The 20,434-nt window shown below is 71.3% G+C and carries 19 protein-coding genes; 8 read left to right on the top strand and 11 right to left on the bottom strand.

The features are described 5' to 3' along the window. The 3 genes from ACIRP2_RS15370 to ACIRP2_RS15360 are packed head-to-tail and all read right to left on the bottom strand — an operon-like array spanning position 1 to position 3,721. Positions 1-405 carry a DUF742 domain-containing protein gene (locus tag ACIRP2_RS15370; protein WP_404250354.1) on the bottom strand — a complete coding sequence of 135 codons (405 nt, stop codon included), beginning with the start codon at positions 403-405 and terminating at the stop codon, positions 1-3. Next, on the bottom strand, positions 402-839 hold the full coding sequence (locus tag ACIRP2_RS15365) for a roadblock/LC7 domain-containing protein (protein ID WP_404250352.1): 438 nt from the start codon (positions 837-839) through the stop codon (positions 402-404). The genes ACIRP2_RS15370 and ACIRP2_RS15365 overlap by 4 nt, the downstream gene beginning before the upstream one ends. Continuing rightward, the gene (locus tag ACIRP2_RS15360; protein WP_404250350.1) at positions 836-3,721 is read right to left on the bottom strand and encodes a nitrate- and nitrite sensing domain-containing protein; all 2,886 of its coding nucleotides are present in this window, start codon (positions 3,719-3,721) and stop codon (positions 836-838) included. Before ACIRP2_RS15360 ends, ACIRP2_RS15365 begins: the two co-directional genes overlap by 4 nt. A 611-nt stretch (positions 3,722-4,332) precedes the next feature. Between ACIRP2_RS15360 and ACIRP2_RS15355 the strand changes: the two genes are divergently transcribed. The 8 genes from ACIRP2_RS15355 (at position 4,333) to ACIRP2_RS15320 (ending at position 12,534) form a co-directional block, all read left to right on the top strand. Continuing rightward, entirely contained in the window at positions 4,333-7,260 is a 2,928-nt protein-coding gene (locus ACIRP2_RS15355) for a Na+/H+ antiporter subunit A (RefSeq protein WP_404250348.1), read from the top strand. After that, entirely contained in the window at positions 7,257-7,859 is a 603-nt protein-coding gene (locus ACIRP2_RS15350) for a Na(+)/H(+) antiporter subunit C (protein WP_404250346.1), read from the top strand. Before ACIRP2_RS15355 ends, ACIRP2_RS15350 begins: the two co-directional genes overlap by 4 nt. Then, a complete protein-coding gene (locus ACIRP2_RS15345; protein ID WP_404250344.1) occupies positions 7,856-9,511 on the top strand; it encodes a Na+/H+ antiporter subunit D in 1,656 nt (551 codons plus the stop codon). Before ACIRP2_RS15350 ends, ACIRP2_RS15345 begins: the two co-directional genes overlap by 4 nt. Continuing rightward, a complete protein-coding gene (locus tag ACIRP2_RS15340) occupies positions 9,508-10,134 on the top strand; it encodes a Na+/H+ antiporter subunit E (RefSeq protein ID WP_404250342.1) in 627 nt (208 codons plus the stop codon). Before ACIRP2_RS15345 ends, ACIRP2_RS15340 begins: the two co-directional genes overlap by 4 nt. Continuing rightward, positions 10,131-10,484: a monovalent cation/H+ antiporter complex subunit F gene (locus ACIRP2_RS15335; RefSeq protein ID WP_404250340.1), complete on the top strand. Its 354-nt coding sequence runs from the start codon at positions 10,131-10,133 to the stop codon at positions 10,482-10,484. Before ACIRP2_RS15340 ends, ACIRP2_RS15335 begins: the two co-directional genes overlap by 4 nt. Next, entirely contained in the window at positions 10,481-10,834 is a 354-nt protein-coding gene (gene mnhG, locus ACIRP2_RS15330; RefSeq protein ID WP_404250338.1) for a monovalent cation/H(+) antiporter subunit G, read from the top strand. The genes ACIRP2_RS15335 and mnhG overlap by 4 nt, the downstream gene beginning before the upstream one ends. Positions 10,835-10,989: 155 nt before the next feature. Then, positions 10,990-11,559, top strand: a complete 570-nt coding sequence (locus tag ACIRP2_RS15325) for a TIGR03086 family metal-binding protein (protein ID WP_404250336.1) — start codon at positions 10,990-10,992, stop codon at positions 11,557-11,559. 153 nt (positions 11,560-11,712) lie between these two features. After that, complete coding sequence (locus ACIRP2_RS15320; RefSeq protein WP_404250334.1) at positions 11,713-12,534, top strand: hypothetical protein; 822 nt, start codon at positions 11,713-11,715, stop codon at positions 12,532-12,534. 160 nt (positions 12,535-12,694) lie between these two features. On the opposite strand, the gene ACIRP2_RS15315 is transcribed toward ACIRP2_RS15320, so the two are convergent. The 8 genes from ACIRP2_RS15315 to ACIRP2_RS15280 all read right to left on the bottom strand — a co-directional run bounded on the left by ACIRP2_RS15315 (position 12,695) and on the right by ACIRP2_RS15280 (position 20,390). Next, positions 12,695-12,838 (bottom strand): hypothetical protein, encoded by a 144-nt coding sequence (locus ACIRP2_RS15315; protein ID WP_404250332.1) that lies wholly within the window; start codon positions 12,836-12,838, stop codon positions 12,695-12,697. Positions 12,839-12,978: 140 nt separating this feature from the next. Next, positions 12,979-13,335: a hypothetical protein gene (locus tag ACIRP2_RS15310; RefSeq protein ID WP_404250330.1), complete on the bottom strand. Its 357-nt coding sequence runs from the start codon at positions 13,333-13,335 to the stop codon at positions 12,979-12,981. A gap of 7 nt (positions 13,336-13,342) precedes the next feature. Then, a complete protein-coding gene (locus ACIRP2_RS15305) occupies positions 13,343-14,566 on the bottom strand; it encodes an NAD(P)/FAD-dependent oxidoreductase (RefSeq protein WP_404250328.1) in 1,224 nt (407 codons plus the stop codon). A gap of 8 nt (positions 14,567-14,574) precedes the next feature. Further along, a complete protein-coding gene (locus ACIRP2_RS15300; RefSeq protein WP_404250326.1) occupies positions 14,575-16,353 on the bottom strand; it encodes an amino acid adenylation domain-containing protein in 1,779 nt (592 codons plus the stop codon). Between the two features lie 12 nt (positions 16,354-16,365). Next, positions 16,366-17,568, bottom strand: coding sequence for a cytochrome P450 (locus ACIRP2_RS15295; RefSeq protein ID WP_404250324.1), 1,203 nt, complete (start codon positions 17,566-17,568; stop codon positions 16,366-16,368). 11 nt (positions 17,569-17,579) lie between these two features. Then, positions 17,580-18,779, bottom strand: a complete 1,200-nt coding sequence (locus ACIRP2_RS15290; RefSeq protein ID WP_404250322.1) for a cytochrome P450 — start codon at positions 18,777-18,779, stop codon at positions 17,580-17,582. Between the two features lie 52 nt (positions 18,780-18,831). After that, entirely contained in the window at positions 18,832-19,053 is a 222-nt protein-coding gene (locus tag ACIRP2_RS15285; protein ID WP_404250320.1) for an MbtH family protein, read from the bottom strand. 26 nt (positions 19,054-19,079) lie between these two features. Further along, complete coding sequence (locus tag ACIRP2_RS15280) at positions 19,080-20,390, bottom strand: lysine N(6)-hydroxylase/L-ornithine N(5)-oxygenase family protein (RefSeq protein WP_404250318.1); 1,311 nt, start codon at positions 20,388-20,390, stop codon at positions 19,080-19,082. Positions 20,391-20,434: the final 44 nt, after the last annotated feature.

Here is a 20,434-nt window from a genome sequence, read left to right as displayed (position 1 = left end):
TCAGAGTCTCCGGAGTCCGTCACGAACGGCGGCCAGCAGGCCCATGTCGGCCCCGCCCGCCGCCCGCGCCACCGACAGCGGGGCACGGGCCAGCAGCAGGCCCTGGGCGACGAGGTCGGCCAGCAGGATCTTGGTCACCGACACCGGGAGCCCGAGGTCGGACGCGAGCTCGGCGACCGCGGACGGGCGGCGGCAGCGCTCCAGGATCAGCCGGTGCTCCGGCTGGAGCCGCCCCGGCAGGATCGGCGCACCGTGCTCGTCCCGCGGATCCTGAGTGGTCGTCAGCACGGTGATGAGGCTGAAGTCGTCCCGCTCGGGAGCGGTCCGGCCCCGGGTGATGGTGTACGGGCGCACCATCGTGCCCGCCCCGTCCTCCTCGGCCTCCTCCTCCCAGTGCGGGGTCACGCGCGCTGCCCGTCCCCGGTGCCGAAGGCGTCGAAGTCGTCGCGGGCCGGGGTGCCGAGCTTCTGGCCGACCTGCTGCACCAGGTTGTGCATGGCGAGCGACATGATCTCGGCGTCCACCTCCTGGGAGGCGATCACGGCCAGGTGGGTGCCCTGGCCGGCCGAGATGATGAACAGCCAGAGGTCCGCCAGCTCGACGATCACCTGGTGCACGCCACCGCCGTCGAAGAGCTGCCCGACACCGCGGGCGAGGCTCTGCTGACCGGTGCAGATGGCGGCAAGCCGCTCGGCGTCGGCACGCTCGATGGTGCGCGAGTGGCTCACCACCAGACCGTCGTCGGAGAGCAGCACGGCGTTTCGGGTCTCGGCCACCGAGTCCACCAGGCCGTCGAGCAGCCAGTCGAGATCCTGATGGGTGGCGGTTGTGCGTGTCATGACCGTTCTTCTCTCGTGGGGAGGGGGGTGGCGGACGGTGCCGGCCGCACGGGCGTCTCATCGCTCGCCCGGGCGGCACGGGACCGGCGCTGGAACGCTCCGATCGCGGCTCCGGCCCGGCGTGGGGCCGGCCGCAACGGCGCGTTCTCGTTCGGGCTCGGCGGACCGGGCACGGCGGTACGGGGGGCCGGGGCGACCCGCAGCTCGTCCACCAGGCTGGCCTGCCGCACCCGGCGCGGCAGCGGGGGTTCGGCTCCGGGCGCGGGCAGGGCGGGCAGTCCGGACCCGTTCTCCTGGCGGACGGCTTCCGGCTCCGGCGGCGCCGGGTGGTCCGGCACGGAGACCGGCAGCTGTGCGGGGCGCGCGCTGTCGGACTGCCGCGGCCCCGGGATCGGGAGACCGGGACCGCCCGCCCCGGCCCCGGAGGGGTACGGAGCGGCGTACGGTTCCTGCGGTCGAGCGGTGCAGGTCTCCCCGGGCGCCGGGTACGACGGCTGGTCCACGGGGTACTGGCCCGCGGCCGTCATGTACGGCTGCTCCGTCGTGCCGTACGGGGCCTCGTGCGCGTCGTACGGCACGGCCGGTGCGGCGTACGGGCCCGTGGGCGTCCCGTACGGTTCGTTCCGCACCGGGACCGTGCTCTCCGATGCCGGACCGGGCTGTTGCCGGCCGCCCGGGAACGCGTTCTCCGCCGACGGGTAGGGCTGCTCGGCCACGGTGTGAGGCTGTTGGGCGGTGGCGTGGGGAACGCCCGCCGTGTTCAGCGCGGTGACCCCGGCCAGTGCCTGCCCCTGGACGCGGGTGGGCAGCGGCTCACCGGCGGTCGTCGTGGCGGCGGGCGCGGCTGCGGGGGCGGCGGGCGCCGGCGACGGGACGCCGACGGGACCGGAGTGCGGTTCGGGAACGGTGAGTTCGTCGGGGACGAGCACGACCACCCGGGTGCCGCCGTACGCCGAGGAACGGAATTCCACCCGCAGGTTGTGCTGGTCCGCGAGCCGCGCGATGACGTACAGACCGAGCCGGATGTCGTCGGAGTGGGCGAGCACGTCCATGCGGGGCGGTCGGACCATCAGCTCGTTGGCCGCGGCCAGTTGGTCCTCCTCCATCCCCAGACCCCGGTCCTCGACCTCGATGGCCAGACCACGGCTCACCCTGGCGGCCCTGACCTCGACCGGGCTCGGCGGGCGGGAGAAGGTGAGCGCGTTCTCGATGAGTTCGGCGAGCACGTGGGAGACCGGGCCGACGGCCCGCTCCGACAGCCAGGGGCTGCTGTCGAGGTCCAGCACCACACGCCGGTAGTCCTGCACCTCGCCCTGGGCGGAACGCATCACGTCCAGCAGCGGGACCGGCTTGCGCCAGCGCCGGTGCGGGGAGCCGCCCGCGAGGATCACCAGGTTCTCCTCGTAGCGCCGCAGTCGGGCGGTGAGGTGGTCGAGGTCGAAGAGGCCGTCCAGCACCTCGGGGTCCTCGTGCTTGCGCTCCAGCTCGTCCAGCTTCTTCAGCTGCTGGCCGATCAACTGCTGGGTGCGGCGCGCGATGCGCTGGAGCAGCCGTTCGAAGCCGCGGTGCTGGTCGGCCTGTCTGACCGCAGCCGCCAGGGCACTGGTGCGTGCCAGATTGAGCGCGTCGCCGAGCCGGCTCAGCTCGTCGGACCTGCCGTCCCCGTTGTCGTGCTCGATGGCGCGGGCCTCGGACTCGACATCGATGCGCTCCCCCTGGCCCAGCCGCTCGACGACATCGGGCAGGGCCTTCTCCAGTTCCTCGGCGCGCTCCTGCAGGTTGCCGATGCGGCGGCGGAGATTACGGGTGAGGCGCCAGGTGGTCCAGATGACCGCGATCACGGCGACCAGGCCGACCACCGTGGTCAGCACCATCTTGAACAGCAGCGACATCACGCTGCCCTTGCCCTCCTCGACCACGAGGGCGGTGCGGTGCTCCAGCAGTTTCTCGATCTGCGGATCGAGTTCGTCCATCGCGCCGCGCCAGGTCTTCTCCTCGGCGCCGACACGGACGAAGCCCGCGGCGTCGGCATGTGCCGGGCGCAGCACCTCGTTCTCCACCCGCGTCTTGGTCTTCCAGGCCGGGCTGCGGGTGATCTCCTCCCACATGGCCTTCTCGTCCGACGGGAGATAGGGAACGACCTTGGTGGAGTACTGGAGCGACTGGCCGGAAACCGCCTCCCGGACCTGTCGCAGGTCCTCGGTGCTCAGCTTCCCCCGGGACCAGCCGCGGGTGAGCAACGCGTCGGAGCGGGAGATCATCTCCTTGGTCCAGAACAGGTCGACCAGCGGCTGCGAGAGCGTGGTGATCCTGCCGTTGTCGACATGGCTGAGCGCAGTGAAGAGTTCGAGGTCGACCGCGATCAGATCGGTGTAGTAGCCGTAGACGGCCTTCTGCTGGTCATTGCCGCCGTCGTCGACGAGGGCGCGCTGGGCGGGCAACCGGTTGATCGCCTCGCGCGCCTTGCGGACCGCGTCGCGGACCTCGCCGGGAGCGTCGTCGGTCGCCACGTCGGAGAGCGACTGGAAGCTCCTGATCGCGTCGTCGGTCAGCTTCCGCTGCCGCTGCAGCGCGTCGGTGGCGCCCTCGTGCCGGGCGAGCGCCTCCGCGCTGAGCCGGCGCTCCGCCTGCAGGTTGTAGTACACGATGTTGGACGGCTGGCCCGCCTTCTGGGCCAACTTCCCCTGAGCGGCCTGGCGTTGGAAGTCGAGCAGGGTCTGACCACTGGTGACGGCCCAGAGGGCGGCCAGAGCGACACCGGGAACGATGGCCAGTACGAGCAGGGCCGTCCGCAGCGACATGGTGGTCGATTTGGTCCGCCGTGAGGCGCGCGTGCGCAGGGCGTGCTCCTTGACGATGATGCCAGCCTCACGACTGGTCAAATCCGTTGAGAACTTCGACACATGGATATTAGTCACACTGCAAAAATGAAAAGAAAGCGGGCTCACAAGTGCATCACTGATCACACACATCTCCGCCATCGAGATCCGAAATCACCCCTTCCGGGCCGGTTCGAGCAGCGGGCGGAGTGGTCGCGGGGGAGGTCGGAGATGCCCGGCGCCTCCGACGGGGAGCCGGAGGCGTCTGCGCACGTCCCGCTGCACACCGACGGCGTACTCCCTCTGCGCGGTGACCTGGAAGTGGTCACCCCCAGGGGCCGCGCCAGGGGGCCGGGGTGATGCCGTGCGGCTGCGGGCACGCCGGGAAGGCGCCGTGCTGCGACCGCGGCGGGGTCTGCGGTGAGCAGGGGTGAACGAGCCCCGGCGCTGTCCGCGGGTCCGAGCGCGCCGCGCTGTGCGCGACGGGCGCGGGAGGCCCGTCCCGGTGTCCGCGGTGGGCGCGGGCGAACCCACCGCGCCGGGCCGGGCGCGGCGCGCCGTACGGGTGAAGAGCGTTCGGGGATATATCTGTATTCGGTGCCCTTTGCCCGTGATGCATCATCCAGGCCCGCGACGCCCTCCCGGGGCAGGCGCGGGACGCCCGCCGGGCCCGTATGACCGCGCTCATCGTCTGCCATTTCGTCCTGGCCGCCTGCGCGCGCCCGCTGGTACGGGCTCTGGGCAGGCGTGCCTTCGTCGTGCTCGCGCTGCCACCGGCCGCCGCCACGGTGTGGGCGGCCACCCGGTGGAACACCGCCGCGTCCGGCGGCTCGGTCACCTGGTCGTGGCAGTGGATGCCGGCGTACGACGTCACCGTCGATCTGCGGCTCGACGCGCTCGCCGAGCTGATGGTGCTGCTCGCGGCCGGAATCGGCACGCTGGTCCTGCTCTACTGCGCCTCGTACTTCACCGACCGGACCCCGCAACTGGCCGGCTTCGCCGGGAACCTCCTCGCGTTCGCCGGTGCCATGCTCGCCCTGGTCCTCGCCGACGACCTGATCTCGCTCTATGTGTTCTGGGAGCTGACCACGGTCTTCTCGTACCTGCTGATCGGGTACGACAGCGAGCGGAAGCACAGCCGTCGCTCCGCGCTCCAGGCCCTCGTCGTGACCACCCTCGGCGGCCTGGCGATGTTCGTCGGCTTCCTGATCATCGGTCGGTCGGCGGGCACCTACCGGATCTCCGCCATCCTCGCCGAGCCGCCCGCCGCGAGCCTCGCCGTCTCGGTCGCGGTGGTGCTGATCCTGTGCGGCGCCCTGTCGAAGTCGGCGATCTGGCCGTTCAGCCTCTGGCTGCCGAACGCCATGGCCGCGCCCACCCCCGTCAGCGCCTATCTGCACGCCGCCGCGATGGTCAAGGCCGGCGTCTATCTGGTCGCCCGGCTCGCCCCGGCCTTCGCCGACGTGCCGGTCTGGCGGCCCGTCGTGATCGTCCTCGGCGCCGCGACCATGCTGCTCGGCGGCTGGCGCGCGCTGCGCCTCAACGACCTCAAGCTGGTCCTCGCCTACGGCACCGTCAGTCAGCTCGGCTTCCTCACCCTGCTCGCCGGGGTCGGCAACCGGGACGCGGCACTGGCCGCCTCGGTCATGATCCTCGCCCACGCCCTGTTCAAGGCACCGCTGTTCCTCGTCACCGGCATCGTCGACCATGCGGCCGGCACCCGGGACCTGCGCAGACTCTCCGGCGTCGGCCGGGCACTGCCGTACGTCTGCACGGTCGCGGTGCTCGCCGCGGCATCCATGGCCGCGCTGCCCCCGCTGCTCGGATTCGCCGCCAAGGAGGCCGCGTTCGAGGCGCTGTTGCAGGGCGACACCGCGGACCGCTGGGCACTGGGCGTCACGGTCGCCGGATCCGCGCTGACCGTCGCGTACACCGTACGGTTCGTCTGGGGCGCCTTCGCCCGCAAACCCGGGATCGAGGACACCCCCGTGCACCGGGTCGGCGCGGCGTTCCTCGCGCCGCCCGCCGTGCTCGCGCTCTGCGGGCTGGTGCTCGGACCGGGCGTCGGACGGGTCGACCGGCTGCTCAGCGCGTACGCCGACACGTTCCCCCCGTCCGCGCATCCGTACCACCTGTCGCTCTGGCACGGATTCGGTACCGCCCTGCTGCTCTCGGCCGTCGCCCTGGCGGGCGGTGCGGTGCTCTTCGCCGGGCGCGCGACCGTGACCCGGCTCTCCCGGCGGATCGCGTGGCCGACCGCCGACAGCGTCTTCGGACACCTGCTGCTCGGCCTGGAGCGGCTCTCCCTCCAGCTCACCGGCTTCGTCCAGCGAGGCTCGCTCTCCGTCTACCTCGCCACCACCCTCCTCGTCATGCTCGTCGGTCAGCTGACCGTCCTGGGGGTGGACCAGCCCTGGCGCGGAGCCGTCGTCCCGCGAGCCTGGGACGTCCCGCTCCAGGGCGCCGTCGCCGTGCTGACCTGCACGGCCGCCCTGCTCTGCCTCACCGTCGGCCGCCGGATGAAGGCCGTGGTCCTGGCGGGACTGACCGGATACGGGGCCGCGCTGCTCTTCGTCGTCCAGGGCGGCCCGGACCTGGCGCTCACCCAGTTCTGTGTCGAGACCGTGTCGATGATCGTGTTCGTGCTGGTGCTGCGGCGGATGCCGGTGCGCTTCCAGGAGTCGGTCAGCACCCGGCGGCGTGCGCTGCGCATCCCGGTGGCGCTGGCCGCGGCGGCGACGCTCGGCGCCGTGGTGTGGGTCGCGGCGGCCGCCCGCACGGCACCACCGGCCGGGGCGGCCATGGTCGAGGAGGTCTCCCACCACGGCCTCAAGGACGTGGTGGCGACCATCCTGGTCGATCTGCGCGCCTGGGACACGATGGGGGAGTCGGCCGTGCTCGCCGCCGCGGCGATCGGCGTGACGAGTCTGATCTATCTGCACCGCCGCACCGAGGGGGAGTCGCTGCGGGAGGAGGTCCGGGGACGCACCGCGTGGTCGCTGGCCGGGCCCGAGCTGACGGGACTGCCGCACGGTGACGAGGGGGCGCCGGAGCGCGGCTGGCTCGCGGCCGGCTCGACGCTCGCACCCGAGCACCGCTCGATCGTCTTCGAGGTCGTGGCCCGGCTGCTGTTCCACCCGGTCCTGGTCCTCTCCGTGTATCTGCTGTTCTGTGCCGAGAACATGCCGGGCGGCGGCTTCGTCGGCGGGCTCGTCGCCGGGCTGGCCCTGATCACCCGCTATCTGGCGGGCGGCCGTTTCGAACTCGCCGAGGCGGCACCCCTGCAGCCCGGACTCTTCACCGGACTCGGGCTGTTCATCTCCACCGGCGTCGCCCTGCTCGGCCTCTCCGAGGGAACGGTCCTGCACGCCTGGACCCATCACGGCCGGCTGCCGCTGATCGGTGAATACCACCTGGGCACCCCGGTCCTCTTCGACTTCGGCGTCTATCTCCTGGTCCTGGGCGTGGTGCTGGACATCGTGCGCGCGCTCGGCGCCAAGATCGACCGGCAGATCGAGCGGGCGGCGTTCGAGAAGGCCGTCGCGGCGAGCACCCGCACCCCACCCGGAGCGGAACCCGGGACGGGAGGCACCCCCGGATGAGGGTCAGCGCCTCGCTCCTGGCAACCGCCGCGGTGCTGTGCGCGGTCGGCGGCATCCTCATGCTCACCCGGCCCCTCACCCGCATCCTGCTCGGCGCGGTGATCGCGAGCAACGGCATCAATCTGCTCGTCCTCGCCGCGACGGGGTCGGCCGGCCGGGAACCGCTGCTCTACGGCGTCCCGCTGCACCGGGTCACCGACCCCCTGCCGCAGGCCATCGCGCTCACCGCGATCGTCATCACCCTCGCCACCACGGCGTTCCTCCTCGCCATGGCCTACCGCAGTCACCAGCTCACCGGCACCGACGAGGTCCACGACGACGACGAGGACCGCCGCATCGCACTGCGTTCCGAGGTGCTGGGGGAGCGGGACGAACTGCGTGAGCGCTACCGGGCCGCCACCGACGTCACGGAGGAGGACCGTGCCCGCTACCGCGAGCAGCGCCGCCGCCTGCGGGCCAGGCTGCGCGCCGACCGCGCCCTCCAGGCCCGCGGCCGGTACGCCACCGGGGACCTCTGGCACGACGTACTGGGTGCGGACCCCGAGGACTACGCACAGAAGCAGGTCCATGCCGACGCCGACCCGGGAGCCACCGGATGAACGCACTCGTCCCCCTGCCGGTACTGCTGCCGCTCTGCGCCACCGGCCTGAGCCTCGCCGTCGGTACCCGGCTCAAGCAGGTCCAGCGCTTCGTCAGCGTCGCCGTGCTCACGGCCGTGCTCGGACTCTCCCTCACCCTGATGGTCGTCGCCGACACCCGAGGCCCGCTCACCGTCCACCTCGGCGACTTCGCCCCGCCGCTCGGCATCACACTGGTCGCCGACCGGCTGTCCGGGCTCATGCTGTCGGTCTCCTCGGCCGTCACGCTCTGCGTGCTGATCTACTCCCTCGGCCAGGGCATGGCGGACCGGGACGAGGAGACACCCGTGGCGGTCTACCACCCCGCCTACCTGATCCTGGTCGCCGGGGTCTCCTGCACCTTCCTCTCCGGTGACCTCGTCAACCTCTATGTCGGCTTCGAGATCATGCTGGTCGCCAGCTTCGTCCTGCTCACCCTCGGCGGCACCGGACCCCGGATCCGCGCGGGCTCCACCTACGTGATCATCTCGCTGTTCTCGTCCATGCTGTTCCTCACCGCCATCGCCATGACGTACGCGGCCACCGGCACCGCCAACTTCGCCCAGCTGGCCGGCCGGCTCGCCGAACTCCCGCTCGGGGTACAGACCCTGATCCAGGCGATGCTGCTCACCGTCTTCGCCATCAAGGCCGCCGTCTTCCCGCTCGCCGCCTGGCTCCCCGACTCCTATCCGACCGCGCCCGCCCCCGTCACCGCGGTCTTCGCCGGCCTGCTCACCAAGGTCGGTGTCTACTGCATGCTGCGCACGGAGACCCTGCTCTTCCCGGGAAACCGGCTCGGCGACCTGCTGATGGCCGCCGCTCTCGCCTCGATGGTGGTCGGCATCCTCGGAGCCGTCGCCCAGACCGACCTGAAGCGACTGCTCTCCTTCACCCTCATCAGCCACATCGGCTTCATGGTCTTCGGCATCGGCCTCGCCACCCGGGACGCGTACGGGGGCGCGATCGTGTACGTCGCCCACCACATCACCGTCCAGACCACGCTCTTCCTGGTGACCGGGCTGATCGAGCGCCGGGGCGGCACCACCGAACTCACCCGGATCGGCGGACTGGCCAAGGCCGCCCCGCTGCTCGCCGTCCTCTTCTTCGTGCCGGCCATGAACCTGGCCGGCATCCCGCCGCTGTCCGGTTTCATCGGCAAGCTCGGGCTGATGCGGGCCGGTGTCGCCGACGGCGGCGTCTGGGCATGGATCCTCGTCGTCGGGTCGGCCGTGACCAGCCTCCTCACCCTGTACGTGACGGCCAAGGTCTGGAATCTGGCGTTCTGGCGGGCCGCGCCGCCCGGACAGACCGCGGCCGGCACCGTCCTGGAGTCCGACTCCGACGAGGACGACGACGACGTCGACGAGGGCCCCGACCACATCCCCGGCAGCGGCGACGAAGGGGTCCGCCCGCGCCATCAGCCCGCCGGGCGCGCGGTGGCGGCCACCCTGCACGGACACGCCGTCACCACCACGACGCAGCTCCCACGGCTGATGACCGCGGCCACCGCGGCGACCGTCGTGCTCGGACTCGCCTTCACCGTGCTCGGCGGACCACTGACCTCCTACACCGACCGCGCGGCCGCCGAACTCATCGCACGCACCCCCTATGTCGAGGCGGTGCTCGGCCGGTGAGACGCCGCATCAGACTGTCCTTCCGGAACAAGGACCTGCCGCCCTTCAGCTGTGAGTTCGCCGGTCGGCGGCGACGCGTCCTGGACCTCCCGCTGATCGCCTGGCTCACGTTCATCTGGGTACTGCTCTGGTCCAGCCTCCACTGGGCCAACGTACTCACCGGCGCGGTCGTCGCGGTGGCCGTCTGCCTGGCCTTCCCGCTGCCCCGGGTCGACCTCGGGCTCCGCCTGCACCCCTGGGGCATCCTGCTGCTCGCCGGCTATCTGCTCTACGACATGTACACCTCGGGCGTACGGGTCACCCGGCAGATCTTCGTCGACCATCCGCACCGGGCCGCGGTCATCGCCGTACCGTTGCGCTGCCGCTCCGACCTGATGCTCGCGGCCACCGCCGTCGCCGTGTCGAACGTCCCCGGCGGATCGATCGTCGAGGTGCGCCGTTACACGGCCACCCTCTTCCTGCACGTCCTCGACGCGGACAGACCCGCCGCACTCGACGCGGCGCGGCGCTCCGTCTGGCGGCTCGAACGGCTGATCGTCCGAGCCTTCGGCACCCCGGACGAGATCGCCCGCGTCGCCGAACCACCTCCACCGGTCCGGCACGAGAGGGGAGAGCGGGCATGAGCGTGCCGGAGACCATCGACCGGGTGCTGCTCATCGCGGCCGTCGTGGTGATCGTCGTCGCCGGAGCGGGGCTCCTCGCCCGGATCTGGTGGGGCCCCTCCATGCTGGACCGGGCCATCTCACTGGATGTGTGCGCCGCCCTCATCATCGCGGGCCTCGGTGCCAAGTCCGCCTTCGCGCGCGACCCGTTCTACTTCCCGATCATGCTCGTGCTGGCCTTCCTCGGGTTCACGGGGTCGGTGGGCATCGCGCGATTCATCGCCGTGCGCGACCGGCCGACGCCGAGGCGCGGTGCGCAGGCGACCGGGAGGCACGGCGGGCGCGACGGCACCGAGGGAGGAACACGGTGAAGCTCTGGCTCCAGATCCTCGACATGGCCGGTGCGGTACTGGTCCTCGTCGGCGCGGCCATCTGTCTGCTCGGGGTGATCGGGATGCTGAGGCTGCCGGACGTGCTGTCCCGCAGTCATGCCGCCACCAAGCCGCAGACCCTCGGCATGCTCCTCGTTCTCGGCGGGGTGGCCCTGCGGCTGCGCAGCGGCATGGATCTCGCCACCCTCGCGCTGATCGGCTTCTTCCAGATGATGACCGGTCCGGTCGCCGCCCATCTGGTGGCGCGATCCGCCTACCGGACCGGGCAGATCGACCACGGCGAACTGCTCTTCGACGAACTGGACGAGCAGCTGACCGAGGAGAACTGAGACCTCCGGTGGCCGGCCGCCGGGGTCCTTCGTCCGGATCAGGCCTGATCACCGCCCCTGGCCGGGAATCTCCCGACCGACGGAACCACGCCGACGAGGACGCGGTGTCGCGTTTCTTCAAGACCGCGTCCCCGGACAGCCCTCAGGCTCCGCCCATGAGCGAAGTCGACCTTCTTTCGGGTGTGCTGTCCAAGACCGGAGACGTCATCGAGGGTGTCGGGGCGGACCAGTTGAGCCTTCCGACGCCGTGCGACGACTACGACGTCGAGGCATTGATCCATCACATCGTCGGATGGCTGCTCGTGTTCGAGGCCGGCGCCCAGGGCCGGTCCCACGACGCCGACGCGGCGAACCACCGGTGCGGCGCCGACCCCGCCCGCGAGTTCCGTACCGCAGCGGTCGGTGTCGTCGCCGGATGGGAGAAGTACGGATTCGACCGCCAGGTCACGGCCTTGAGCGGCAGCCTGCCGGGCGAAACGGTGTTCGGCATGACCCTCATGGAGTACCTGACCCACGGCTGGGACCTGGCGGTCGCCACCGGGCAGCCGATCCCCTACACCGATCAGGAAGCGGCAGCAGTCCTGACCCGCGCGGAGGCCACACTGCAGCCGCAGTACCGGGGCGAGAACATGCCGTTCGGTCCGGCCGTTCCCGTCGGCGAGGACGCCTCGGTCGTCGACCGGCTCGTGGCCTTCCTCGGACGCCGGCCGTTCCCGGCGCCGTAGCCGCCGCTCCGGGGGGACGTGCCGGTGACACCGCGCGCCGAAGCGCCACGAGCCCGCCGTCCCCGCCCCGTCCCGCCGCTCCGTCTTCCGCGACACCACCGCCCGCCCGGTTCCTCCCACGTGTCGGTGGCACCCCGGGCTAGCCTCCGCATCATGCTCCGTATCACCGACAGCCGCACCGGTCACCTGGTGGAGATCCCCGCCGCACCGCGCCGCCTCCTGCGCAGCTGCGTCCATCTGCCGGCCGCCGGTGGCACCGGGATCGGCCCGGTACACCTGCGGGTCCTGCTGATCGGTGACGTACTGGCGCGCGCCGCGGAGCTGAACGGTCTGCAGGTCGTCACGGTCCTCACCACACCGGAGCTGACGCAGGACCAGAAACAGGCGCTCGACCGTGTGATGGCGGTGCTCGGCATCCATCCTCCGGTGGTCGTCGGTGCCCGTCGTCCCGACGCGGCACTCGGCGGCCCCGCCGACGTGCACGTGGCCACCCGGGGCAAGGACACCGGCGACACCACGGGCGGGGTCCGGATGGAGGTGGGGGAGGTCGGCACGGTCCTCCCGGAGGAGGGCGCCCCCGACCCCGGTCGCCTTCTCGCCCCGGAACTCCCGGACGCGTCCGCGCCGGAGGCCGCCGATCCACTGGCGGTACGTCTGCTGTTGCTCGGCCGCCCCTACGAGGCGCCGGTGACGGTCACCGGCGAAGCGCTGGCCGATGCCCGGCAGACCCTGCGGCGGTGGCGCCGGCAGGTGGCGGACTGGGCACAGGAGCCGTCCAGGCCGATCCCCGCGGAACTGCTGCGGGAGTCGCACGCGGCGCTCGCCGACGACCTCGGTGTCGCCGCCGTCCTGGATCTGCTGGCCGATGTGGCGGGACGGTCCGAGGTGCCGGCCGGTGCCAGGTTCGAGACCTTCGCCCATCTCGACCGCGTCCTCGGCCTGGACCTCGTCCGCGACGTCGGCCACCAGCGCTGACCGGAACGCCCCGCACGGCGGTGAACGGGCGCGACTTTCTCCCGCCCGGGGGTACGGCCTGCTCGGCAATGGGGCCGGTGCTCCGAAGCCCGGAGGGGGGCGGGGCCACAGGCCGGTTCCGCGCGTCGCCCGACCCGATGACCGCCGACGCTCCACGCCCTCATACGCGATCCGGCATCACGCCCGCCTCGTCCACCGCGCAACACGCCCGCGCGGTCGGTCGTGTCGTGATGCGCGGCTGGGTGAGTGCCGCGCCGACGACCAGGCCGACCGCGACGGCAAGGATCCCGGACAGTCGCGGCACGAAGCCCGCGGTGACGGCGAGGGCCGCGGATCGGGTCCGGGAACATCAGGAAGCGCGGGGTGCCGTTCGCACGGTGCGGTCCGCCCGCGCCACCGGGCTCCAGCCCGGCCGGACCGCCTCCGGGAAGCGGCTGTCAGGGGTCATGACGCCGAAGGGACGGCGCCCCCCTTGCCCTTCTTCGGTGGTGCGGTGCTCAGGCCGAACGGGGCCGCTTCGAGGGTTCCTGCCCCGGTGCCCGAGGCGCGGGCGTCCGCCAGGTCCGGCGTGAGGTCGTTCCTGGTGGCGTAGCGCGTGTACCAGATCTCGTCGATGCCGAGCTCGTCGAGCGCGCTCCTCTGGGCCGGGGTGGGCCGGGTGACGTACTGCCGGGCGACGATCGGCCGACCGGTGTCGGTGAAGGTGAAGTCGGCCTTGTCGTCGCCGTGGTGGTAGGACCAGCGGACCTGGCTGTAGCAGTCCCTGGGGTAGGCCGGCGGAGTACGAGATCCCCGGCCCACCGATGCTCTAGAGGCCCTGGGCGGCGCCCCGCAGCATCGTCTCCCGCGCCTCGACGAGGTCGAGGAGTTCCCCCGTGACGAAATCGTCCACCGGGCAGGCGCCCGACCACGTCGAGAAGAAGCGGTCCGTCAGCTTCTGGCTGGTCGAGATCGCCCTCAGCATCTCCATGCGGTGCTCCGGCGGATCGAGCTTCGCCGTCGCGAGCGTATTGCGGTACTCCGGCAGCAGCAGCGCCGTGCGGCGCTCCGCGAACCGGTCCAGCGCGGCCCGCAGCCGGGCCGGGTCGCGCAGGTCCGCGCCGACGCAGTCCGCCAGCAGTTGGGCCTGGGTGAACGCGTCGGTGATGCCGCGCGCGGTGATGGAATCCTTGTGGTGCCCGGCGTCGCCGATCAGCACCCAGCCCGGACCGGCCGCTTGCCGGAAGAAGTTTCGCTGATCGCCAGTGCCGAACATCCGCTCGACGTTCCGGCCGTCCGCCATGCGCGCGCGTACCTCCGGCGATGTCTGCTCGATCCCGGTGAGGAACGACCGTCGCACATCATTGCGGATACGCCCGAACTCCTGCTGCGGGAAGTACGCGGCGATCAGCGTCGTCTCGTCGTTCGTCGGAACCAGCCCGACCCAGTGTCCCGGTGTGTCGTACAGCTCGAACGTCGAGGTCAGGCTCTCCCAGTAGGTGTAGTAGACGCAGGCCAGGGTCGAATCCTCGACCACGAGCGGCGCGCGGACCGCCGCGGCCACCGTCGAGCGCATCCCGTCGGCCCCGATCACCAGCGTGGCCCGCTCCACCGTCTCCCCGGCCCCCCCGGACCGCAGCCGGACGCCGGAGACCCGGTCGCCGTCGAACACCAGCCCCGTGACGCGGCAGTTGTCCCGGAACTCGGCCCCCGCCCGGACCGCCGCGTCCGCGAGCACCGCGTCGAGCAGGTGCCGCCGGGGCGCGTAGGCCCTGTGGTGCCCCTGGACGGGCCAGGAGCACCCTTCGAGCGTCACGTCCCCGGTCGTGTACCGGACACGGTCGATCGGCGGACACCCGGTGGCGACCACCTCGTCCAGCACACCCCACCGGTCCAGCAGGGCCACGCCGGGCTGGTGCAGATACAAGGTGGACAGGGTGTCCTTCGGGAACGCGGCCCGCTCCACCAGGAGAACGCGGTACCCGGAGCGCGCGAACAGCATCGCCGCCGGGGCCCCAGCGGCCCGCGCGCCCACCACGATCACGTCATACATGACAGGTCTCAGCTCCCCGCCCGGATACGCCGAGCCAGCCGCCCCGGCGTCGGCGCGTCGAAGATCATCGTTACGGTCAGCTCCAGGCCCATCTCGGCCCTGGCCTTCCGGACCAGCCGGGTCGCGAGCAGCGAGTACCCGCCCAGGTCGAAGAAGTCGTCGTCCAGACCGACGTCGGACACGCCCAGGACCTCGCCGTACCAGGCGCACAGCGCCTCCTCGAACGGGTCCTCGGCCCCTGCTCCGGCCCCCGTGACGAAGTCCGGAGCGGCCAGGGCCGGGCGGTCCAGCTTCCCGTGCGGCGTCAGCGGGAGTTCTTCGAGGACGGCCACCGCCGCCGGCACCATGTGCTCCGGCAGCCGTTCGGCGGCCGCGTCGCGCACCTCGCGCGCGGTGATCCCTCCGGGGGTCCGCGGGACGACGTACGCCACGAGCCGTTTGTCCCCCGGCCGGTCCTCCCGCAGCACCACGGCCACCTGCGCGACGGCGGGCAGCGCGGTGAGCACGGCTTCGATCTCACCCGGTTCCACGCGGAACCCGCGGACCTTCACCTGGCTGTCGGCCCGGCCGACGAACTCCAGTTCGCCGTCGTTGCGCCGACGTACGACATCGCCGGTGCGGTACATCCGCGCACCGGCCCCGGCGAACGGACATGCGACGAACCGTGCCGCCGTCAGCCCGGACCGGTTCAGATAGCCTCGGGCCAGTGCGTCCCCGGCGACATACAGCTCCCCGGACGCGCCTTCGGGCACCGGCGACAGCGTGTCGTCCAGCACGAAGACCTCGCCGCCCACCACGGGACGGCCGATCGGCGGGGTCCGGCCGGGGTCCAGGGGACCGCTGACCGTGGCCCAGATCGTCGTCTCGGTCGGCCCGTAGGCGTTCAGCAGCCGACGGCCCGGCGACCAGCGGTCCACCAGTTCCCCGCCGACGGCCTCGCCGCCCAGCACGATCGTCACCCCGGCCGGGAACCGGTCCTCCGCCACCGTGGCCAGCACGGACGGCGACACCGGGGCATGGGTGACGGCATGTCTGCGGACGGTCTCCGCGAGGCCGTCGCCGGCCCGGTCCGGCTCGGCGGCCACGACCAGCGTTCCGCCGCGCAGCAGGGCCATCGTGATCTCCCAGAACGACGCGTCGAAGCTCTGCGACGCGGCGTGCAGAATCCGGCTGTCCGGGCCGATGCCGAGCCGTCCGGCATAGGTCGCCGCGAGCGCGGCGATACCCGCATGGGTGACCACCACGCCCTTCGGCCGGCCCGTCGAACCCGATGTGTGGATCAGATACGCCGTGTCGGCCACCCGTAACGGCATACGGCGGTCCGCGTCGGTCAGGTCGCCGGCCGGCAGTGAGTCGGGGATCTCGCCGAGCAGCAGCCGGTCGACACCCGAGGGCAGCCGGGGAGCGTATTCCCCGGCCGTCACGAGCACGTCCGGAGCCGCGTCCTCGAACAGGAACCTGATCCGCTCCGGGGGATAACCGGGATCGACCGGGAAGTAGGCACCACCCGCCTTCATCACCCCCAGCATGGCCACGACCATGGAGACCGACCGCGGCACCGTCACGGCCACCACCGACTCCGGGCCGACGCCTCGCGCGGTCAGGAGCCGCGCGAGCCGGTTCGCGCGTGCGTTCAGCTCGGCGTAGGTGACCGATGCGCCGCCGAAGACGACGGCCGACGCGTCCGGTGTGCGCGCCGCCTGCGCCTCGAACAGCACGGGCAGGGTCGCCGGCGTGGGGGAGCGCACGGAGTCGCGGGCCTCGTCGTTCTCGCTGATTGCGCTCATGGCTGTGACCTCCTACTCCTGGGTGCGCAGGGGCAGGTTCCAGACGCCGGTGAGGTCCGGCGTGTCCAGGAATGTCGGCAGGTTCTGGGGATTCGTGCGCAGTACGGGGAACCGGTCCAGCAGGATGTCCAGCGCGATCCGGCCCTCCAGCCGCGCCAGTGGAGCGCCGAGGCAGAAGTGGATGCCCCGGCCGAAGCCCAGATGCGGGTTGGGGTCGCGGGCGGGATCGAAGACGTGCGGATCGGCGAACTGGCGCTCGTCGCGGTTGGCGGCCGACACCCAGACCTCCAGCATCTGGTCCTTCGGCACCCGCTGCCCGGCGATCTCGACGTCGGTGTTGGTCGCCCGGTAGGCGGCCGCGATCGGGCTGAGGAAGCGCAGCGACTCCTCGATGGTGGTGCGGATCAGCGACCGGTCCGCGCGCACGCGCTCCGCCACGTCCGGATAGGTGTCCAGACAGAGGATCGTGTTGCCCAGCAGCATGGTCGTGGTCACGTGTCCGGCCATGATCAGCAGGTTGGCGAAATTCCCGATCTGGTTGTCGCTCAGCCGGACGCCGTCGACCTCGGCCTGGATCAGATCGGTCAGCAGGTCCGCACGGGGCTTCCGTCGGCGGTCGGCGGCATGCTCCTTCAGATAGTCCTTCATCTGCTGCTGCGTCTTCTCCTGCGCGGCGATGGCCCGCGCCTGTTCACCACTGTCGTCGTTGGTCGAGACCTGGGACCGCTCGCCCATGGTCTCCTCGGCCCACCGCCTGAACAGGTCACGGTCCTCGTTCGGTACACCGAGCAGGTCGGCGATCACGATCACCGGCAGCGGGTAGGCCAGCTTGGAGACGAGGTCGAACTCCTCGGTGTCGATCTCATCCAGGAGTTCATGGGTCAGCTCGGCGATCCGCGGCCCGAGTGCGTTCACGACCTTCGGGGTGAACGCGCGAGTGACCAGATTGCGCAGCTTCTGGTGCTCCGGCGGGTCGAGGTGGGTCAGGTCACCGTCGAAGTCCCACTCGTCGGCGCCGGGTATGAAACGCTTCGCGACCTCGGACGAGAACGTCGCCGGATCGTTGAGGATCTGCACCGCCTCCGGATAGCCGTAGACGTGCCAGAGGCCCAGCTCCTCGTCGAACTGCACCTTCGGGTCGGGCAGGCCGCCGCGCAGCCAGGTCTGCTTCGGATGGATGCCCCATTTGTCGGCGAGCGGGGTGGCGTTGGTCATCGGAACTCTCCTCAGCGGGTGTGCAGCGGCAGCGACGAAACGCCGATGACGTGCGGGATCTCCATGAAGACGGGAGGGTCGGCCGGGTCGGTGCGCAGGACCGGGAACCGGTCCAGCAGATGGTTCAGCGCGATCCGGCCCTCCAGCCGCGCCAGTGGTGCCCCGAGGCAGAAGTGGATGCCCCGGCCGAATCCGAGGTGCGGGTTGGGGTCGCGGCCCGGATCGAACACCTCGGGGCGGGCGAACTGGCGCGGGTCACGGTTGGCGGCGCCGAGCCAGGCCACGACCACCTGGTTCGCCGGGATTCGCTGCCCGGCCAGCTCGGTGTCCGTCGTCGTCGCCCGGTAACTGCCGGCGATGGGGCTGAGGTAGCGGAGCACCTCCTCGATCGTCGACGGCACGAGCGAGCGGTCTGCACGTACCCGTGCCGCCTGTTCGGGATGGTGGTCCAGGCACAGCACGGCGTTCCCGAGCAGCGCCGTCGTGGTGGCGTGGCCGACGACCAGGACCTCGTTGGCGAAATTGACGACCTCGTGGTCGGTCAGCCGTTCGCCGTCGACCTCGGCCTCGACCAGCAGGGTCAGCAGGTCCGCACGGGGCCGACGCCTGCGTTCGGCCGCCTGTTCCAGCATGTACGCGAACATTTCGGGGATGTGACGTATCGCGGCTGCCGCATCCTGCTCGGAGTCGGAATCGTCCGGCCCCGGCTTGCCCTCGGCGCTCGCCGCCATCCGGTCCACCCACTGCTTGAACAGCCCGTGGTCGGCGGCCGGCACCCCGAGCAGTTCGGCGATCACGGTCACCGGCAGCGGGTAGAGCAGGTCCTGGACCAGCTCCAGTTTCGACTGGCCGGCGACCTTGTCGAGCAGTTCCACGGTGACCTCGTGGATGCGCGGTTCGAGGGAGGCCACGATCCTGGGCGTAAAGGCCCGGCTGACCAGCCGGCGCATCTTGCCGTGCGCCGGCGGGTCCAGTTGCAGCAGGCTGCCCTCGTTGAACGACTCGTCGAGAGCGGCGTCCTCGCCGAGGAACAGTTGGCGGGTGTCGGACGAGAAGGTGCCGGGATCACCGAGCACCTCCAGGACCTCCGGGTAACCGCAGACGTTCCAGAAGCCCATCCGCTCGTCGAACCGCACGTACTTCTCCGGTGAGCGCCCCCGCAGCCACGCGTGGGAGGGGTGGATGCCCCACCGGTCGGCGAGTGTGACCATGAGTTCTCCGTAAGTCATCGGGACCGGGGGTCGGGGCGCGGCTGATGACGGCTCATGCCGGGTCGGCGGCCATGGCATCGCGCAGGCTCTTCGGCCGCAGGTCCGTCCAGTTCTCCTCGACGTAGTCCAGGCACTGACGGCGGGTGCTCTCGCCGAACACGATGCGCCAGCCGGCCGGGATCTCGGCGAACGCCGGCCACATCGAGTGCTGCTCCTCCTCGTTCACCAGGACGTAGAACTGGCCGTTGTCGTCGTCGAACGGATTGGTGCTCATCGGGGCCCTCCTCGGTTGGACGGAACTCAGCGGGCGTTGGTGACCGGCTGCCGCGACATGGCACCGTCGAAGCCCTGGGGGCGGGCGGCCATCCGGGCCACCATCGAGTCGGCGATCTCGCCGCCGCGCACGGCCATGTTGGACAGCAGTGACGACGAGAGACCGTGCGTGTGCTCGGTGCCGCCCTGGAGATATATCCCACAGTCCAGCTCTGGCGCCGTCACCACGCGGTAGTCACGGTCGACCCGGTAGCGGCCCTTGTCGTCGCGGGCGCAGTGGCCGTCGAGTTCGCCCATCAGGCCGGCCGCGTCCATCGGTCGGTAGCCGGTGGCGAAGACGACCGCGTCCACGTCGAACGTCGAGGGCGCCTCGGTGAGCAGCGAGTGCGTCGTCACGCGCAGGTCGTCGCCGACACGCATCACGTTCTCCACACGGGAGAGGGGGAGGAAGTCCAGCCGCGGTTCGCCGTCGACCTCGTCCTCGTAGAACCGGCGGAAGAGGTCGCGGATGACCTCGTCGTCCACCACTGAGTAGTTGGTGTTCTTGTGGTACTTCCAGAACGCGTCGCGGGAACGGTCGGAGCCGTAGAAGTAGTCGTCGACGGCAGCGGGGTCGAAGATGCGGTTGGCGAACGGGGTGTCGTCGGCGATCGAGTAGCCGTAGGCCGGTATGACCGCCGACACCTGGGCGTGCGGCAGGCGGTCGTGCAGGTGCCGGACGATCTCCGCCGCGCTCTGCCCGCCCCCGACCACCGCGACCCTCCTCAGGGCGCGGTGATCCCAGCGTCCGAAACGGACGAGGAACTCGGAGCTGTGACAGATCCGTTCGTCGCCGGACTCGATGCCGACCGGCAGGTGCGGAACCAGCCCGGTGGACACGACGAGGTTCCGCGTCGTCACATGCCGGGTGCCGGCCGGCCCGGCCAACTCGACCTCCAGCCGGTCCACCCGTCCGTCGGCCGTGCGTGCCCCCGGCCGGACGGCGAGCACCTCCGTGCCGTAGCTCACCCGGTCCGCCAGTCGCGCCGCGGCCCATTCCAGGTAGCTGTGGAACTCACGGCGGGTCGGGAAGAAGTCCTGGTTGTTCACGAACCCCGTCAGCCGGCCCACCTCGTGCAGGTACGAGATGAAGCTGAAGCGCGACAACGGGTTCCGGAAGGTCGCCAGGTCCTTGAGGAACGAGATCTGCATCTTCGCCGAGGGCAGCAGCATCCCGCCGTGCCAGCCGAACGTCCGCCGGCGCTCGAAGAAGGCGGCGGAGACCGGGTAGTTGCCTGCGGCATGCTCTTCCAGGGCCACCGCGAGCGCCAGGTTGGCCGGGCCGAACCCTACACCCACGACATCAAAAGTTTCCGTGCCGGATGTTGCCATAGAATTTTACG

It is taken from the genome of Streptomyces sp. NPDC101194 (assembly GCF_044767885.1).
Classification (GTDB): domain Bacteria; phylum Actinomycetota; class Actinomycetes; order Streptomycetales; family Streptomycetaceae; genus Streptomyces.
This window is presented reverse-complemented; position numbering and strand designations above follow the sequence as displayed.

What these genes read in the sequence shown, in the direction of transcription:
- ACIRP2_RS15295 (WP_404250324.1), bottom strand. Translation starts at nt 17,568, where the DNA reads ATGACCAACGCCACCCCGCTCGCCGACAAATGGGGCATCCATCCGAAG.
- ACIRP2_RS15320 (WP_404250334.1), top strand. Translation starts at nt 11,713, where the DNA reads ATGCTCCGTATCACCGACAGCCGCACCGGTCACCTGGTGGAGATCCCC.
- ACIRP2_RS15305 (WP_404250328.1), bottom strand. Translation starts at nt 14,566, where the DNA reads ATGTATGACGTGATCGTGGTGGGCGCGCGGGCCGCTGGGGCCCCGGCG.
- ACIRP2_RS15345 (WP_404250344.1), top strand. Translation starts at nt 7,856, where the DNA reads ATGAACGCACTCGTCCCCCTGCCGGTACTGCTGCCGCTCTGCGCCACC.
- ACIRP2_RS15285 (WP_404250320.1), bottom strand. Translation starts at nt 19,053, where the DNA reads ATGAGCACCAATCCGTTCGACGACGACAACGGCCAGTTCTACGTCCTG.
- ACIRP2_RS15335 (WP_404250340.1), top strand. Translation starts at nt 10,131, where the DNA reads ATGAGCGTGCCGGAGACCATCGACCGGGTGCTGCTCATCGCGGCCGTC.
- ACIRP2_RS15355 (WP_404250348.1), top strand. Translation starts at nt 4,333, where the DNA reads ATGACCGCGCTCATCGTCTGCCATTTCGTCCTGGCCGCCTGCGCGCGC.
- ACIRP2_RS15350 (WP_404250346.1), top strand. Translation starts at nt 7,257, where the DNA reads ATGAGGGTCAGCGCCTCGCTCCTGGCAACCGCCGCGGTGCTGTGCGCG.
- ACIRP2_RS15290 (WP_404250322.1), bottom strand. Translation starts at nt 18,779, where the DNA reads ATGGTCACACTCGCCGACCGGTGGGGCATCCACCCCTCCCACGCGTGG.
- ACIRP2_RS15300 (WP_404250326.1), bottom strand. Translation starts at nt 16,353, where the DNA reads ATGAGCGCAATCAGCGAGAACGACGAGGCCCGCGACTCCGTGCGCTCC.
- ACIRP2_RS15365 (WP_404250352.1), bottom strand. Translation starts at nt 839, where the DNA reads ATGACACGCACAACCGCCACCCATCAGGATCTCGACTGGCTGCTCGAC.
- ACIRP2_RS15325 (WP_404250336.1), top strand. Translation starts at nt 10,990, where the DNA reads ATGAGCGAAGTCGACCTTCTTTCGGGTGTGCTGTCCAAGACCGGAGAC.